The sequence below is a fragment of the Candidatus Eisenbacteria bacterium genome, from assembly GCA_016867495.1.
In the GTDB taxonomy this organism is placed as follows: domain Bacteria; phylum Eisenbacteria; class RBG-16-71-46; order CAIMUX01; family VGJL01; genus VGJL01.
In genome coordinates, this window is record VGJL01000041.1 from 1 (window position 1) to 17,431 (window position 17,431).

General features: G+C 67.7%; 12 protein-coding genes. 9 read left to right on the forward strand and 3 right to left on the reverse strand.

Translation table 11 applies throughout. The annotated features are described in order from the left end of the window. The first annotated feature begins 304 nt into the window (after window positions 1-304). The 6 genes from FJY88_06150 (at window position 305) to FJY88_06175 (ending at window position 8,120) form a co-directional block, all read left to right on the forward strand. Complete coding sequence (locus FJY88_06150; GenBank protein MBM3286917.1) at window positions 305-2,152, forward strand: hypothetical protein; 1,848 nt, start codon at window positions 305-307, stop codon at window positions 2,150-2,152. Next, entirely contained in the window at window positions 2,149-3,027 is an 879-nt protein-coding gene (locus FJY88_06155; protein ID MBM3286918.1) for a hypothetical protein, read from the forward strand. The genes FJY88_06150 and FJY88_06155 overlap by 4 nt, the downstream gene beginning before the upstream one ends. A 139-nt stretch (window positions 3,028-3,166) precedes the next feature. Beyond that, entirely contained in the window at window positions 3,167-4,021 is an 855-nt protein-coding gene (locus FJY88_06160; protein ID MBM3286919.1) for a hypothetical protein, read from the forward strand. A gap of 45 nt (window positions 4,022-4,066) precedes the next feature. Then, a complete protein-coding gene (locus FJY88_06165) occupies window positions 4,067-5,230 on the forward strand; it encodes a tetratricopeptide repeat protein (protein MBM3286920.1) in 1,164 nt (387 codons plus the stop codon). Further along, entirely contained in the window at window positions 5,218-7,485 is a 2,268-nt protein-coding gene (locus FJY88_06170) for a tetratricopeptide repeat protein (protein MBM3286921.1), read from the forward strand. The genes FJY88_06165 and FJY88_06170 overlap by 13 nt, the downstream gene beginning before the upstream one ends. Continuing rightward, window positions 7,482-8,120 (forward strand): hypothetical protein, encoded by a 639-nt coding sequence (locus FJY88_06175; GenBank protein MBM3286922.1) that lies wholly within the window; start codon window positions 7,482-7,484, stop codon window positions 8,118-8,120. Before FJY88_06170 ends, FJY88_06175 begins: the two co-directional genes overlap by 4 nt. A 48-nt stretch (window positions 8,121-8,168) precedes the next feature. Here the strand turns inward: FJY88_06175 and yidD are convergent, their stop codons facing one another. Next, a complete protein-coding gene (gene yidD, locus FJY88_06180; protein MBM3286923.1) occupies window positions 8,169-9,590 on the reverse strand; it encodes a membrane protein insertion efficiency factor YidD in 1,422 nt (473 codons plus the stop codon). A gap of 1,903 nt (window positions 9,591-11,493) precedes the next feature. Here yidD and FJY88_06185 point away from each other — a divergent pair. Next, window positions 11,494-11,844, forward strand: coding sequence for a metal-sulfur cluster assembly factor (locus FJY88_06185; protein MBM3286924.1), 351 nt, complete (start codon window positions 11,494-11,496; stop codon window positions 11,842-11,844). 57 nt (window positions 11,845-11,901) lie between these two features. Here FJY88_06185 and FJY88_06190 read toward each other — a convergent pair whose 3' ends face one another. Together FJY88_06190 and FJY88_06195 are read right to left on the reverse strand one after the other, a co-directional pair. Continuing rightward, entirely contained in the window at window positions 11,902-13,068 is a 1,167-nt protein-coding gene (locus FJY88_06190) for a response regulator (protein ID MBM3286925.1), read from the reverse strand. Further along, window positions 13,065-14,804, reverse strand: a complete 1,740-nt coding sequence (locus tag FJY88_06195) for a hypothetical protein (GenBank protein MBM3286926.1) — start codon at window positions 14,802-14,804, stop codon at window positions 13,065-13,067. The genes FJY88_06190 and FJY88_06195 overlap by 4 nt, the downstream gene beginning before the upstream one ends. 211 nt (window positions 14,805-15,015) lie before the next feature. On the opposite strand from FJY88_06195, the gene FJY88_06200 reads away from it, so the two are divergent. Then, a complete protein-coding gene (locus FJY88_06200) occupies window positions 15,016-16,875 on the forward strand; it encodes a hypothetical protein (GenBank protein ID MBM3286927.1) in 1,860 nt (619 codons plus the stop codon). Window position 16,876: 1 nt separating this feature from the next. Continuing rightward, a partial coding sequence (aroC, locus tag FJY88_06205) for a chorismate synthase (GenBank protein ID MBM3286928.1) occupies window positions 16,877-17,431 on the forward strand: 555 nt, incomplete at its 3' end.

The window sequence follows — 17,431 nt, forward strand, 5'->3', positions numbered from 1 at the left end:
GAGTCGAGAGTTGTCTGCCGCTCACACCCGCCGGGCCTGAGGCTCGGTTGCAAGGGAGAGGTGCGCCCTGGAGAGAGAAGGGTGGAGGCGGGAAGAGGTGGGAGAGCCTATTCTCGCGGGTCCGAGCTCCGGGGCCCATCGCAGCGAAGGCCCGCGGCATCTTCCGCAGCCATCCAGAGAACGGGCCCGGCCTTCAGGGCTCGTTGATTCTTCCTATGAGCTTCTCATCGGCTTCCAAGGAGTTTGCCGGTCTTCTGAATTACAACTAGGACTCGCACACCCCCACCCGGGCACCGGGGGCCCCATGGGGCCACAAAAACCATTGTGCCTGCGCTTGCCGGGGGCTATTTTGGATTCCGCTCGGATAGTTCTGAGGATCCACAGCTCGGCCCGTATCGAAGGATCGCAGCTTGTCCCCGACCTCGAATTGCGGATGCCGAGCAGGGTCTCCGCCCGTCGGTACCGTTCCGTGAGGGGAGGGGATATGGTCATCGCCCTGCTGGGAGTCGCCCGGTCGTTCCGTCACCACGCCGCCCGCCTGCGAGCTGTTCCGCCACTACTGGCCTTCTTAGTCCCACTCCTCGCGGGCTGTGCGGGCAAACGGATCCCGGCCGTGGAGATCTCGTCCAAGCCGTTCGTGGAGATGCAGCGTGTCGCCGTCGGCTGCGACGTCGACACCTCGTTTGTGATGGCCGTGCCGGAGATCAAGTTCCCGGTCTGCCCGCAGGGGGTCGCGGTGGATTCGAGCGGGGCCTGGCTCGGCGCCCTCTGGCTGGAGCCAGGCGGCGGGGGGCGGCAGGAGTTCGCCTCGGTATCTATGGCGAGCGGGGAGGCGACCGGCTGCCTGATCGTCCCCTCGTCGGCGAGCATCCTTGGCATCCGTAAGGGCATCGGGCTCATCCAACTGCCGGGTCGGGTCCTGAGGGTGCAGATGGCGACCGGCGACACGCTGGGCTCGGTTCCGGGCTGGGCCCTGCCGGCTCTGGCCGGCAGCCAATTCGTGTGCCTCTCGGGCAATGGGAAGGTCGTCTCGGGGTATCAGTGGGGCACCGGCGCCGTGGCCTGGCAGCGTGAGCGGTCCGCCGGAAACGGCCTCCTCAACGGCACCTGGCGGGAGGGACAAAAGTACATGCTGCTCGGGACCCACCTGTGGACCGGATCCGTGCCGAACGGTGCGGGCTGGGAACGCGAGGTGGGCACGTCCTCGGCCAACTACACCAAGGTCCTGGCGAAGAACTGCCTGCTCGGCGTCCTCTCGGCCCTGGCTCCCACGCCGATGCCCACCACTTACGGAACCGACAATCCCGACATCACCAGCGGGCTCTTCTCCAATCCGCTGGTCGTCGGCGACCGCGTGCTCTTCGTGAGCAAGAAGCACCTTCTCGCCTTCGACGCCGCCAACGGAAAGGACCTCTGGAGCATCGACCTGGACGGGCGGGACGGAACGTGCGCCCTATTCCGCCTGGATGAAGACCGGTGCGTCGTGGTCGCCTTCGGTCGGCAGCTCTACAACGGTGTATGGCGCGACAACGACAACTCGTACGCCGCCTGTTTCAGCGTGGAGACCGGCGAGGAGCTCTGGTCGTTCCGTCCGGATCAGAGCGACCGGATCGTCCAGGCGCTGGCCACCCCGGGGAGGCTGGCCGTCTGCACCGACAGCCTCGTCCACGTGATCGACAGGAACGGAGCCCTGCTGAGTGAAAGCGTGCCGGCGTTCACGACCCGATACCGCGGCGCGGATACTCCCTGGCGCATGCTCGCAAGCGGAAACACCCTCCTGATGTGCATTTCCGGGGGGAATGCGCGCGCGACGGCGTGGAACCTGGAGGATCTCTCCCTGCTCGGCGACGTCGATGTTGAGCTGGGGACGGTCGTCTCCACGGAGGCCGTTTCCGTCACGGCGGCGCACATCTACAAAGGGACGGCGCCCGTCGTCCCGTTCCCGATGCAGGATCCCGACCACATCTGGTCCGTGCCTTCCACCGGCGACGGGATTGTGGCGGTGGACCGGCGCAGTGCACGCGTGGTCCGCTCGATAAGGTACTCCCACGTGCAGACCATGGTCGGACCGGGCCACGTCCTGCTGCAGAACGAGGATCGCGTGGCGGTGTTCCCGCTCGCCTCGCTCGCGGAAGGGATGCCGGTGCCATGAGGAGGGGAATCGCGCTAGGATTGCTGATCGCGGTGGCGGTCGCCTCGGCCGCCTCCGCGGAGGAAGTGCGGGTCTACTGCAAGGACGGAAGCAGGATCGAAGGCGAACTGCTCAAGCTCTCGGCCGCCGGCGTCCGGATCGATCCCACCGGACCGATCGCCTCCCGGATGGTCGAGGCCGCCCAGATCGACAGCGTGGTCTCGGTGGGCGGGGACCGGCGCCTCCTCTTTCCGCTCGCTGCCGAGGGCGACCTGGGGCAACTCCGGACCGGACACTCGCGCAGCGGCGTCCGGGTCCACCGGCGGTTCACTCTCGCCGGCTACGGGACCTATCGAGCCCCGAAACCCGTGGAGACGCTCGACCCGGAACTCGACGCGAAGCTGCAGGTGGACGGCTCCTTCGGAGCCGGGTTCATGGCGGGGTGGTATCTCCCCACCGGCACCGGCGGCAGCGCCATGCTCACGGACGTGTTTCTCGACGTCGGAATGCTCGGGGAGACGATCTCGGTCACCGTGCCGGGAGGCAGGCTCGGGATCGTGAGCATGAACTATCTGGTCTTGGACCTCGGGCTGCGGCCGATGTTCCCACTGGCCGGGGAGAGAACCCGGCTGTACCTGGCGCCGATGGCCGGGCTCGGCGTGCGGATCACGAACATCCGGGGAGGCACCACCAGCCAGTACGCCTTGTACAGCTCGACTCCCAGCTTCGACGCCTCCGGCGCCTTCCTGTTCGGTGCGGGGCTCGACCTGGTCGGCAGCAGCGCGCTCGGGGCCTCGCTCCGCTGGAAGGCCTCGCAATCGAAGCTGTTCCTGGAACGGAGCGCCTACCTGACGCACGAGATCCAGATCGTCTTCAGCTTCCTGTCCTATGACTGAGCGGGTTAACCGAAAGCGCGCGGCTCCATGCCGAGCGCAGGGGGCGGGAGCCGGCTCGCGATTCCGGTCGGGGTGGGCCTGGCCGGCGCTGGCAGTCGCGCTCTTCCTCTGGACCGATGCCTTCGCCCAGGACATCGTGGTGCGGACGCATCGGGGAAGCGAGGTGCGGGGCACGCTGCTGGCGCTGGACGCGGAGAGCGTCGTCCTCGATCCCGAGGGAAACGTCGACCGCCTCGTCCTGCGCTTGGCCGAGGTCGACCAGGTCGTGCTGAGCGAGGATGGGCGGGTGTTGTACCCGCTGGCGTCCGGGATCCCGGTGACTCCGCGGCGCAACCTCTGGGGCGCCGCCCGGATCCGGCCGGGGAAGCCTTATGTGGAGCTGTCTGGCTCCTGGGGATGGCGGCGCCCGGTCTCGATCACGAAGCTGAACTACCCGGTCGGCGACGGGACGTCGGTGCCGATTGAGTTCGCGTTGTCGGAGGGTGGGGGCCCGGAGGGTTCTGTGGCCGCGTTGTTTCCGGTGGCCGGCGGAGCGCTACGCATCGGCCTCGCCGCGGAGGTGGCGCGGGCGGAGGCGGACTTCCGGATCGAGGTGCCGGGCGTGGAGCCATCCTCTCTGGACGGAAATCTTACCCGCGCGGATCTCTCGCTCATCGCCAGCTTCCCGGTTACGCGCGGCGGCCAGGTCCTGCTGGACGTCGCTCTCGGCGCGGGTCTGTGGAAGCTCGCCGGCAGCTCGCGGACGGCGTCCGAGACCGGCGGAACGGAGATCTCGAGCTACGAGGAGAAGCACATCGCCTACTTCGCTGAAGTGCAGCCGGAGCTTCTGGTTGTCCGGAACGTCGGCCTGTTCGCTTCTCTCCGGCTCACCAATACCGAGATCAGCGACCTGGCCGTGCTCGATGAGAACGAAGACCTGTTGTACATCGACATTCCGCGTTTCACCGCGACTGAGGTCCGCGTCGGCGGGCGCATTCACCTGCCGATCGACTAGAAGAGGACCGGCTGGCCCGTTCGGGCGCGGCTGTCGCTGAAGGAGATGACCATGAGGCATCCGGCAAAGTCCGTTCGTTTCGGTGCACTCCTGCTGTTGCTCGCCGGTTCGGTGTTTCTAGGGGTCGGCCGGGGAGCGGCCCGTCCGCTTCTGGGGAATTCGGGGATCACCGACGCCGTGATGCGGAACGACTGGGCGGATGTGCTGCAGCGGCTCCAGGCGGTGCCCGTCGACACTCTCGACATTCCGTCCGGCCTCCTCTCGGCGCACGCTCTCCTCGCCCTGAACCGCTGCGACGAAGCGGCCGCCCGCTTCCTGTCCTTCAGTGCGTGGCGCGAGGACACGTCGTGGAGGGACTTCACGGCGGACCTGGCAGCGGCACAGCCGGGATCGGCGACCGCCCACTACCTGGCCGGCGACGCGCTGGCGCGCCTGGGCGACACCGCCGGAGCACTGAAGGAGCTCGACCTCGCCGTGAGCCAGGATTCCACCTGCTGGCTGGCCCGCAACGCTCGGGGCGTGCTCCGCGCCGTCGACTACCAGGGCCGTGAGGATCCGGCGGCCGACATCGAGATCCTGCACGCGGCGCTCGCCGACTTCCGCCGCGTGTCTCGGGATCGTCCGGAGTTCCTGGATGCCTGGCTGAACCGGGCGATCACCCACCTCACCGCTAACCAGTTCGAGGGCGCCCGCGAGTGCTTCGACCGCGCCGCGTCGTTGAGCCGGGGGTGCGCGCTCGCCGACAACGGCCGTGCGGTTCTGCGGCTCCACAGCGGCGACCTGGAAGGGGCCAGGCGCGACATCATCCACGCCGATTCGCTCCTTCCCGGCTATCCGTACATCGTCGTCAACGCCCGTTCGATGCTCGCCGGCGATTCCGAGACGGGGGATCCCCTGTTCCGGATCGCGCGCCTGGACAGGGCGATCGCCGCGGACAGCACCCGTGGCTGGTCCAGCGCGACCTGGGCCGACTTCGGGAGGGAATTCAAGGATTTCGGCCTAAACACCCTGGCCTCCGTGGGGGGGATGATGGGCGGGGACCCGAGCGCAATCTACAACAGCTGGGACAGAACCTTTGACAGCGCTCGGAATCTCGGCAGCTTCGACTACAGCACTATGTTCGGCGGCGTCTATCTTGACGTCCAGATGCTCGAGGGGACGCGCAAGGTAGCGGCCACCTACGCACTCGGCTACGGGTGCGCCCGCTAAAGACGCCCGGCCCGGCGTTCCGCCGTGCGGGCCTGGCCGCGGTCCTGCTCCTGGGCCCAGCCGCGGCGTCGCACGTCCAGGCGCGGGAGTATGTCTGCTTCTCGCTGGTCCGCGCTCACTCCCTCCTGCAGAGCGAGGTGCTAGCGCCGCCTCTACTCGCCGAACTGGGCTTCATAACGCGCCCGAAAGGGATCGTGGTGGACGCCAGCCGCGGCGACGTCGTGGTGGTGGGGGTGCGGGACCCTGACTCCCCGGCGATCCTTCTGGACGATCTGGTGGTCGCGCTACGCGTGGCCCGCGTGGAGAAGGTCGCATATCCCGGCCTGAGCATCGAGCCCGCGCCCTGGCACGCGGATCCCTGGGAGCACCGCGTCATCTACACCGGAAAGATCGAGGGAACGCGGCTGGGGCTCGTGTGCTACGAAGCCGACGTCCTGCTCAAGAAGATGTGCCTGGGGACCGTTCCGACCGGTTCTCCGGATGTGATCAGTCCGTGGGTTCTGGGAGCCTGCTACCGGCCTGCCAGGCGGGAGGAGGAAGGGGGGACGAAGACCTACTTCTACCCGCTGGGGGTGGCCGTGTCGGTCGTTGGCAACGCGGCCTACCTTCAGGCGGACCGCATCACCGTCCAGTGCGGCACCCAGAGCGGCCGTCCCGCCGACCCCCCCCTGGCCCGGTTTCTCCTCGACCTAAACGAGCATTTCGACGAGGTCGCCTCCTATCACACCGTCCTGGAAGACCTCCGAAATGTGTGCTGTCTCTATGCGCTGGCCCGCGGGCTCCAGAAGGTGACGGCATGCCCTGACCTGGGGTACTGGCTCCGGGAGTACCGGCCGGCCCGGGTCCCGACGCCGGAGTGGACGCCGGTCATCGCCCGGGGCGTGCGCGGCCTCTCGTCGCACCGCGTATCGGCGGGGAAGATCGAGGTGCGGGCCGAAGCGGAGTACCTCGAGGACGGGGATGCGGTGGCGCTGGCGCGCATCGTCCTGGAGAGCCGCCCGGCCGGCGACCCCCTGGTGTGGAGCTTCGCGATCCGGGGCGACTCGCTCACCACGGCTGGCGATTCGGACGAGGCGGCCGCCATAGAGGCCGAGTCGCGCGCCCGCTTCCAGGCTGCGCGGGAGGAGGCCGGCGGGGCCGTGGCGCTCGAGTGCTCGCCGACGCTCCTGGGGGAGCCCGTTATGGGCACCCTAGGGCATTCCGCCGACGCTCGCGCGTGGATGGCCCTCGGCCTGGCTCGCGAGGCGCAGGGCCGACGGGCGGAGGCATCCGAGGCCTACCGCCGAGCGATCGGGCACGGCTCTCCGGCGGCCGTGCACCGCCGAGCCTACGAGCGCTGGCTCCGTCTCCGCAGCGCTCTGGGGCTGGAGCCATTCGATCGCCTTCCGCCGGGCTTCGGACCGTTTTCCCCGTGCGTCGTCACCGCCCGGCTCGAGTCGCTGCCGAGGCTGGCCGCCAGCCAGGCGCTCATGCCCGACTCCCTCAAGAAGCTCGGATACCATGACGCGCTGGCGGTGCCGCTCCGGGGCTTCCTCTCGATGGCACTTACGAACCGGGTGCGGTGCGGCCTGTCGGCTACCCTCGACCTTCGCTCGAATCTCGCGCTGACCGGGAAACGTGCGCCGCTTGGTTCCGGCCCCGACAGCGTGGACTTCCAGAACCGGACTCGGGGGATCTATGTCATGCCGGGATCCCTCGAGCTCGCCGCCGAGTACCTCGCCCTCGACGGCATGTGGTCGTCGCCGTACTTGCTGGCCGCGGCCTCGTTCTCCCGGTCCACCGGCACACAGCCCCTGGTGGCGTACTATCCCTTCCTGCGAAAGGGCTGGAAGGTCATTCCGCGGACCGCACCGGCCCGGCACGCCGCGACCGGATGGTCGCTGGCGATGCGGTTCGAGCAGCCGGTGCGGCTGGGGAGCTGGCTCTGCCTGCAGGCCTTCGGCTCGGGGTACGTTTCCGGCGTTCGCGAACCCACAGCGGGCCTGGACTTGACGTACCGCTCGATCCTGGCCATGAGCCCGGATGCGTACGAGTACGGGATCGGAGGTCGCTTCCGGGTCCAGGACGTCCGAGCGGGCGGAACGGCCGAGGAGGCCAGCGTGCATGCCGCCTTGGCTCGCAACGCCGGTGGGGTCGGGCGGAGCCTCGAGCTCGCGCTGTTCCGGCTTCGAGAGCCGAAGGAGCGACCCACGCTGTACGTCACCGTGTCGCTGGAGTTCGCCTTCGCTCTTGCCGAGACATGGAGGTGGCTGTGAAGCGGTGGGCGATCGTTATCCTGGTCGCGGCGGCCGGCGTTTCCCTCCGGGCGGCGGAAACAGCCGCCAAGGGACCGCCCGCCCGCACGATGCGGCCGCGGCAGGTCGTCCTGTTGGAGAGGTTCTTCACTCATCCATCGGACCTGCAGGTCCTCCAGACCTATGGGATGGGGAGAGGAATCGGACTCGCTGCGGTCTTCCTTCATCCGCGGCGGCCGTGGCAGGTTGAGTTCTCGCTCCGGCACACGGAACTGGCTTCCGAAATCGCGTTCCTGGGACGCCTGCGAACCGACACGATCACCCTCGGCGTCGGATGCCGGATCGCCGAATTCCGCCGGCCGGTATGGATCGGTCTGACACTGGCCGCGGGAGCGGGGGGAGTGCGGGTCGCAGAGACCACGGTCCCGACCCTCCTCCTGGATCCCGGGCCGGCGGGCGGCCGCACCCGTGCCTCCCGGCTTCTGCCGGAGTACTCGGTCGAGCTCGATATGACGGTACGGATCGCGCGGTGGATCGGCCTGGTGGGGCGCTTCGGGGCCAGGCACGCGACGCTTCCGGCAAGGGAGACCTCGTTCCTGCAGGACGTCTCTGTGGAAGGCACCCATGTCGGCGTGGCCGTCGCGATCTTCCGGTGACGATCGCCAAGTCGAGGTCATCGTCCGCGTCGCCCGGCCGTGGCGCGGCTAGAAGTCGAAGCCCAGATCCACCTCCCGGATCTGATTGTGCAGGACCATGGCATTCCGGCGGCGCGCGCTCGTCGCGGAACCTCCGATGTTGCCCACGTACCAGCCGGCCCCGATCGTTCCGGTCAGCACCGCGGCGGCATGCTGGTCGTGTTTCCATGCCTCTGCCGTTCCCCAGATCAGGAGCCCATTGACGATCAGGGCGCTCAGACCGGTCCGCGGGTAGCCGGAGTACACGTAGCCCAGCCCCGGAACGACGGCGAGGATCCCCGCAAGGGCAGGCCTTCGCTGCGCCAGGGTCCGGGCCCCCAGTGCCTTCCGGCGGCAGAGCTGCGCGCTCTCGAAGAGCTCGGAGGTCGTATCCACGGTCCCGAACGTCTCCGCTGCTCGGCGCCAGTCGAGCTCCCGGGCATAGCTCAACCCGGTGACCATGGCCGCCCGGTGGGCCAACTCCGCTGCGCCGGCGGAGGATCCCCAGGGGATCCGGGCCAGATGCGCGCGCGCCTGGGGCCAGTTCTCCTCGCGGAAGTAGCTCCGTCCGATGAGGTACTCCCTCCGGATCCCCAACGGCGTGGTCGAACTGGCGGGCAGCTCCTCCGCGAGATGGCGAGCTTCCGCGTACTCCCCCAGTCGGTAGAGGCACTCCGAGGCCAACTCGACGGCGGCGTCATGGCCCGGAGCATCCGGGAAGTACGCGAGGGCGCGGCGGTACTCCACCAGAGCACTCCGGTAGTCGCCCGCGAACATGAGGGCGGAGGCGAACCGCAGGATGCGGTCCTGCCCCGGAAATGGCATCGAGGGAATCGGCGGCGGAGCCGGCTCCATATCCGGCGAGGTATCCGTTTGAACCTGCGGCTGTGCCTCCGGGTGGGCACCTGATGCAGCCTCTGGTTGGGTGTCTGATGCAACCGCTCGTTGGACACCGGCTTGGGCCTCGGGATGAAGTGCCGGCCCGGTGGAAAGGGCGGGTGTAGAAGCCTCTCGCGAAACCGGAGGGGGGTCCATGAACCGGATCCTGCCGCCGGTCTCCATGACGGGGTAGTAGCTCAGGTCGTGACCGCAGCGGCACAGGCGATCGGCCGTGAGCACGAAGGCGGTCAAAGGGCTGCGGTTGCGCAATGCGGCCAGCCCGTATTCGGAACAGGATGGATACATCGAGCACGAAGTGCCCCGGCCAGGGCTGACGCAGGCCTGGTACGCCCGGATCAGGCGTGTGCCTAGATACTGGTAAGGCGACTCCGCGCCGATCTCCACTGGCCGGTGATCCGCAGCGAAGGATCTCGCCGGAAATGCCTCGTGCACCGGATGCCGCACGGCGATCGCCGCGGCCCCCGTGAGGGAGATGTCGCCGAGTGACGGTGTCAGGCAGGAGCACGTCAGGCATCCTGCCGCGATCCACATCAGACACCGGCTGCCTATCATGGATCAGAACATCCCCCCTGCAGCGCCCGTGTCGTTGTCGCTCCCACCGTTCCTGTGCCCTGCCGACGTTCTTGTGCCCTTGCGGGAGCAAGTGGCAGCTCGAGGCGGGTAGACCGGACTCGCCCGTCTTCGCCCCACACACACGACGACGAAGTGTAGCCGACTGCGGCCTCGCTCGCCAGAGCCTCCGTGGCGCGCAGCCAGCGATCGAGTTGACAACGATGGCTCCGTCGCCGGCCATTCTCCTCGACCGTGACGGATCTCCCGAACTGCCCGAAGATACCGTCGTTGCCGTGGACCTGAAAGCGCGGGGCATCGTTGCAGGCAGTGGCTTCCCGGATCTGCTGCTTGACCCAGGCCACGGTGGGGCTCGTTGTCGTTCCCACAAATGCCATCCACGTTGCTGCGCTTGCCGTTAGCCTGACGGCTCGAGGGGCTCAGCGTCATACTTCTCACCATGTTCCGCACCTTGGTCTCCGTCTTTCAATCCGAACGGGCGCTCGCCGTCGAGAACCTCGCCCTTCGGCACCAACTCGCGGTTCTGCAACGAGCTTCGAAGAAACCTCGCATCGGGAAAGGTCCCGGATTTACTGGAGATGGAGTAACCGGCTGCAGAAACAGGGCAGGCCGCAGGCAGTCCATGAGGTCCGGGCCTTTGTCCGTCAGATATCGGAATCGAATCCACTCTGGGGCGCCCCTCCCATCCACGGCGAGCTGCTGAAGCTAGGGATCGAGGTCTGCCAGGCGACGGTGACGGAGTACATGGTGCGTCACCGGATGCCGCCGACCTAGAGCTGGCGGGCCTTCCTGGGGAACTGCGCCCAGCACATCCTCTCGATCGACTTCTTCACGGTCCCGACAGTGAGATTCCGGGCGCTCTTCGTCCTGATCGTCCTGAGCAATGACCGGCCGCGAGTGCTTCACTTCAATGTAACGGCACCGCCGAGCGCAGCCTGGACGGGATAGCAGATGATCGAGGCGTTTCCGTGGGATACCGCGCCGAAGTACTTGCTGCGGGACAGGGACGGTACCCACGGAGCCGACTTCGTCGGTCGTGTCGAAGGCATGGGGATCGAGCAGGTAGTGTTCTCGGCCCGCTCGCCCTGGCAGAATCCGTATGTCGAGCGCCTGATCGGCTCGACTCAGCGAGAGTGCCTAGAGCACGTGATCATCATCAGCGAGAGGCAACTTCGCGGGGGTGCTTCCCGAAGCCGCACTCCTGGGGCGCAGCTCCTGCGGCGGGTGCTTCATGCGGACGCTCATCGAGAAGATCCTCCGGCATCTCGGGCTGCCGTGCACAGCGCCCCCCGTCTCACTCCCTCGTCACGGCCTATGGCAGCCGCCGCTGGATCTTCTTCCCCCACGAATGCAGACGGATGTCGGCGGGCAGGGAGAGGACGTCGCCACCGAAAGCGGCGCCTTGGCGGAGGCTGCGGAGCATGGCTCGTCCACCCGATCCCCGCCTTGAGACTTGGGCAGGACGGACGGGAGAGGCGGATGCAGACGCGGTCCCGTGTGCGCCCCGCCGAGGATCCGTCCTCACGAAGGCGAGTCGAGAGTTGTCTGCCTCCCACACCCGCCGGGCCTGAGGCTCGGTTGCAGGGGAGAGGTGCGCCCTGGATAGAGAAGGGTGGAGGCGGGAAGAGGCAGGAGAGCCGATTCTGGTGGGTCCGAGATCCAGGGCCCATCGCAGCGAAGGCCCGCGGCATCTTCCGCAGCCATCCAGAGACCGGGCCCGGCCTTCAAGGCCCGTTGATTCTTCCTATGAGCGCATGGCCAGGTTTCCCGTTCGGATCAAGCACGCCATGCTTCCCTGGATAACTCTTCGCGAGTCGCTGCGCGCGCGTGAGCGGGGTGGAGAGGACGCGCAGGACGCCGCGGCCACAACGGAGGAGGCGCGCGGGTGAGGGAATCGTGCGGGAGGAACTCCGACTCCGGCGTTCGGATCACCGAGGGTGGGATCCGTCAGGTTTTGCGCCCCGTGACCGATCCCGAGCTCGGTCTGTCGATCCTTGATCTCGACCTCCTCTACGGGATCGGCATCGATCAGGATGCCGGCGAGGTCACGGTCACCATGACGCTGACCAGCCAGATGTGCCCTACGGGACCTCAGATCCTCGGCGCGACGGTGAAGGCGGGTCGCCGCGCCCCCGGCGTTCGGAAGGCCAAGATCGAGCTCGTTTGGGAGCCTCCCTGGGATCCGCGCAAGCACGCGTCTGAGGATGGAAAGGCGTTTCTCGGGATCTGGGATTGACCTAGGGCGCTGGCGAGGCAGCGCGCCCGCTCGCCTCTCGAATCCGATCAGGGCCGTCTACAGAAGCTCCGCCACCAGGAAGGCCCGATCGTCGTTCTGGGGCATCCTCTGGGTGTGGTCGAGGAGCGCCTCCTCGAGCCTGTCGCGCGCCTCGGCCGGACGAACGCGCAGGCAATCCTCGATCAGCCTCCTATACCCGGGCGTCTCGCTGAGGTGAATGTCCTCCGGCGAGGTCGCGTCGCCGAACCCATCCGTGCTAAGGAAGATTCTCGTTCCTTCTTGGCGCGCGAGTGTGGAGCCGGCCCGCTCGGGATGATCGGGGAGGGGGAGGTTCAGCGGGATTCCCTCGCTCTCGATCGGGAGGATCTTCCCGTCCGGCGTCCGCAGGATTCCCGGCGGATGTCCCGCGCCGCAGTAGCGGATCTCGCCCGCGGTCAGGTCGTCGATCAGGAGGAACGCCGTCAGGAAGCGATCTCGCGTGAGGTTGTGAAGGGCGAGATCGAGGAGATGGAGCACCCTGCCGGGGTCCCTTTCCTGCGCCGTCAACATATGGAGTTGCGTCTTGACGACGCCCGTGATCATCGACGCCGACGCGCCGTGCCCCATGACATCCGCGGCAAGGAGCGCCGTGCCCCCTCCGGGTAGAGGCCAGTAGTCGATGAGATCGCCGCTCAACCGAGCGCTCGGGACGTAGAGGGCCGCGACCTCGATCCGGTTGCCGCTCCACTCGTGCGGGGGCAGAAGGGCCTGCTGGAAGACCCTCGCGCTCTCGAGGTCGTCCTCGAGCTGTCTGGCATGCTGCTGGAGCCTCTCCTCGAGGATCTGCGTCTCGGTGATCCGATCGACGAGCGTCTCGAGGATCGACGCGGAGAAGGGCTTTCGCAGGAAGAAGAACGCCTTCCGCCGGATCGAGCCGAGAAGCGCCTCGTCGGGATCCTTCGCCGAACCGGTCATGATGACCACGTCGGTCGATGGGCTGACCACTTTGATGGCCGCCAGCAGCTCGAGTCCGCTGATCCCGGGCAGGCGGAAGTCGACGAGCGCCACGTTGAAGTGTTGCTCCCCGATCATGTCGAGAGCCTCCTCGCCGGATCCCGCCTCGATCACCTCGTACTGGGGCGAGAGGATCCGCCGGGTCGCGTAGCGCATCCCCGGCTCGTCGTCCACGACGAGGACGGTGCGAAGCTCCTCGTTCAAGATCTCCCCGGGTCTGTCCGGCGTCATGTCTCGCCTCGTCCCTTCCCTTCACGCGCGGTCCCGTCCCGGCTCGAGGGATTCCCGGCCGTCCCGGCCCGCATCCGTTCTTCGCCTTGGATCCCTGACACAGCCGTCTTCGAGGAGGCAGCCTCCACAGCCGAATCGGCGTCCAATCTCCGGTAGAGCGGCAGGCGAACGTGGGCGGTGGTCCCCTTTCTCTCCTCCGAATCGAGCCAGATGGCGCCGTCGTACTCCCAGACGATCGAGCGGCAGATATCGAGGCCGAGTCCGGTGCCGCCCTGCTTCGTCGAGTAGAAGGGTTCGAAGACGCGGGGCAACAGGGACGCCGGGACTCCCCGCCCGGTATCGGCGATCGAGAGGCGGATCGCCTGTCCCTCGCCGTCCTTCTCGATCCAGACGCGAACGGTGAGCTGTCCGCCGTCCGGCATGCTTTCCTTCGCGTTGTTGAGGAGGTTCAGGAGGAGCTGCTCGATGTCCTGACGGCGGGAGTGGACGCGCGGGAGCCCCTGCGCGATCTCCCGGGTCACGCGGATCCCCTGCGTCCGCAGCCCCCGCGAGAGGAGGCTCAAGACCTCGTCGACGCTGTCGGCGATCGAGACCGGCTGCGCCTCCTCAGCGGATCCGCGCGCGAAGGAGAGGAGTCCCTGGAAGATTCTGAGAGAGCTGCTGACGTATTGATCCAGCGTCGCGAGGTCGGTCTTGAGGTCGTGGGTGTCGATCCTCCCCGCCTCGACGTCCCGCCTGAGAGTCTGAAGGAGGGGCTGGATGACGCCGAAGGCGTTGTTGAGATCGTGCGAGATCGCCCGGGCCAGCTCGCCGAGGGCGCTCCGTTTCTCCGCGTCGAGGAGTCTGTTCTCCTGCTGGCGGAAAAACTCGGAGTGGAGGGCCGTGGCCGAAACGATCTTGATAAAGGAGTCGATCGTCTCCCTGTCCTCGCTGACGAGGGCGTTCGGCATGAGCGATCGCACGGCGAGCAGCCCCACGGTCTCTTCGCGCTGGCGGAGCGCCGCGAGGAGGACGGAGCGCGCGGGAGGCGCGCCGGGCTCGAGGGCCTCGAGATGCGCGAGCAGTCGGGAGGGGAGGGCGGCATCCGCCGACGTAGGATCGAGCAGGACCGCTCCCGAGAGAGAGGCGACGAAGTCCCGCTCCATCCGATCGAGCGAGAACTCCGCGCCGATCCGCATGCTCTTGCCCTTCTTCCACGCGATCGTTTCGGCCCGCACCGCCAGGCGCAGGCTCTCCCGATCGAAAGTGAGGACCGTTGCGCTGTGATCGTAGTGAAGCAGCCGCTTCAGGCCATGGAGCACCTGATAGAGGATGTCGGCGGGGCGATGCTGCAGGAGGACCTTTCGGACGATCCTCTCCCGGATCTCGAAGATGCGCTCCCTCTCCCGGTGGGTGATGTGCCGCCCGAGGATCTCCGCCACGTCGATCCCGAGCTTCGCTTCGGCGCGGCCGAAGGCGCGGCCGGGCCGGAGGAAGGCGAAGACGCCGATCGGGTGCCCTCCGCTCTCCACCACCGTGAGGAGGAGTCTCGGATCTCCGGGGGATTTGCGGTCGCGGGCGAACTGCTGCGCCTGCTCGCGCAGGGCGGAGAGCTTCGTTCGCGCGTGCAGCTTCTCGCCCCGCGGCGTCCATGAGAGGTAGTACGTCGCCTCGACCTCGAAGCCGCGCACAAGGCGGAAGACGAAGCCGAGGTCGGCGCCCAGGACGGGTCCCAGGCCACGGTGCACGTGGCGCAACAGGCGGTCCGGCTCCTCGTCCGGCGCGAAGCGCTCCAGCTCCTGGGCGACATGAAGAGAGAAGGCGAGGTTCTCCGCCCGCTTCCTGTGGGTGGTCTTTGGCAGTGGTCCTTTCCTTTCTTCGGCGCTCCGTCAGGGTTCGGCTGGACGACGCAAAGCAAGCACGGCCGATCGTAGCATCGGGGGAGCGAACCCTCAAGACGGCGCTGATATGAACGGGTTAGATCTGTCTCCGGACGCCGGGACAAAAGCGATGACAAGGATGCGCGCGCGGGATCATATTCTTCTCCGGACGCCCGGCGGCGCTCCGAGGACAGGGGCTCCCGCCGCGCGGCCTCCAGGAGGAAGCATGATGCGAATCGTTTCCCTGTTGCTGATTGCGGCGGCCGCGAGTCCCGTCTGGTCCGCGCCGGCCGTCCGCTTCGCCGTGGTCGCCGATCAGACGGGAAGCGCGATGCCCGGCGTCTATGATTCCGTCCTCGCGGAAGTGGCGCGGCTCGATCCGGACTTCGTCGTGACCGTCGGCGACCAAGTCGAGGGGTATCTGGGATCGGACACCGTCGCGCTCGGCGCCGAGTACGACCTTCTCGCGGCGCAGTTCGACCGCGCGTTCGGACGCAGGGCCCGGGAAGAGACCTTCCTGATCCGCACGCCGGGCAACCACGACATCACGACCGACGCAGCGGAGCCGGTGTGGCGATCGAGGGTCGGCCCGCCCTACAGGCGCGTCGACGCGGCGGGCGTGACGGTCCTCGTCCTCGACAACTCGCGCGCGGGCGAAGCCGATCCGATCGCCCCGGATCAGGTCCGCTTCCTCGAGCGCGAGCTCTCGGGCGTCCGGCCGGAGGATCCCGTCCTCGTGCTGATGCACAAGCCGTACTTCAGCCAGACCGTGTGGGAAGGGAGGGATGATCCGCTTCACCCGATCCTTGTGAAGAAGGGCGTCGATGCCGTCCTGGCCGGGCACTGGCACGACTATGTCTATGAGCCGAGAGACGGCGTGCTCTACGTCGTGTGCGGGTCCTCCGGAGGGGCGGTCGACAGTCGGGACTTAGCGAACGGCAAGTTCGTCGGCTTCCTCTGGGGGACGATCCGGGAGGGGAAGGTCTCGATCACGCCGATCTCCCTCGGGAGCGTCCACCCTGCGGACCTCTTCAACGCGGCGGAAAACCGGATCCTCTATCGCTTGACGGCGAGCGGCATCGAGGTCACGCCCTACTCTTTCGAGGAAGGGGCCGCGTCGATCCGCGTCTCCCTTCCCGAGGACATGGTCGTCGCGGGAGCCGACTCGATTCGCTGGAAGGTGCCCGAGAACTGGTCGGTCGCGCCTCTCTCGGCTCCTTTCGCCGCGGCCACGGGCGCGCGATCCGCCTCGTTCGAGGTTCGCTGCAGCGCGATCCCCTTCCCCTTGCCCTCTCTCTCGACGACGGTCCGCTTCGGGAGGGAGAAGTCGTGCGCGATCGAGCTTCCCCTGAGGATCCAGCGGACCGCCCGCTGCGGGGGGGCGAAGGGGATCCGAGTGGATGGGGCGATCTCTCCAGGCGAATGGGAGGAGACCGGCGCCGAGACGATCTTCATGTCGCCCGAGGCCGGGCCCTCCGGAGCGGACCCGGCGGAGTTCCTCTTCGCGAGCGACGCCCGCGGAATCTACTTCGCCGCGCGCTGCGTGATCGGAAGGGATCATCCCTGCGTCGCCGAGATGAACGGGCGGGACGAGCCGATCCACCGCGAGGACTGCGTAGGCTGGTTCCTGGCGAGCGCCGACTCGGTCATCCACCAGATCTACGTGAATCCGAACGGAGCGGTCTTCGACGGCCGAGGGACGATGCGCGGCGGCACCATGAACATGGACTACGGATGGAACGGTGAGTACGAGGTCGGCGCGAGCCGGGGCGAGGATCAGTACTCGGTCGAGATCTTCGTCCCCTTCAAGAACCTCGATGTCGGGGAGAGGGTGAAGGAGCTGAAGGTCAACTTCCGCCGCAAGCAGCCGGCCCTCAAGACCACGAGCGACTGGATGCCGGTCTCCTTCGATCCCAAGCTCCTCGGCCGGCTCGTACTCGGGGGCTAGGATGGCGAGCGTCATCGGGACGATCTTCAGGGTCGCGACCTGGGGGGAGAGCCATGGCGCCGCCGTGGGCGCGGTCGTCGACGGATGCCCGCCGCGCCTGCCGATCACGTCGGAGGAGATCGAGCGACAGCTCCTCCGCCGCCGCCCGGGCCAGAGCGAGCTGACCACGCCCCGGGGCGAGGAGGACCGCGTGGAGATCCTCTCGGGGGTCTTCGAGGGGCGCACGCTCGGCACTCCGATCCTCCTGCTCGTGCGCAATCGGGACGCGAAGACGGCGGACTACGAGCCGCTCAGGGACCTCTACCGCCCGTCGCATGCCGACTACACCTACCAAGCGAAGTACGGAATCCGGGACTGGCGCGGAGGCGGTCGCGCCAGCGCGCGCGAGACGGTCGGCCGCGTAGCCGCCGGCGCGATCGCCGAGAAGCTCCTTGCGGTCGCTCTCGGGATCGAGATCGTCGCGTGGGCGGCGCAGATCGCCGATATCGTCGCGGAGGTCGACTCCGATCGGGTGACCAGGGAACTGGTCGATTCGCATCCGACCCGTTGCCCCCAT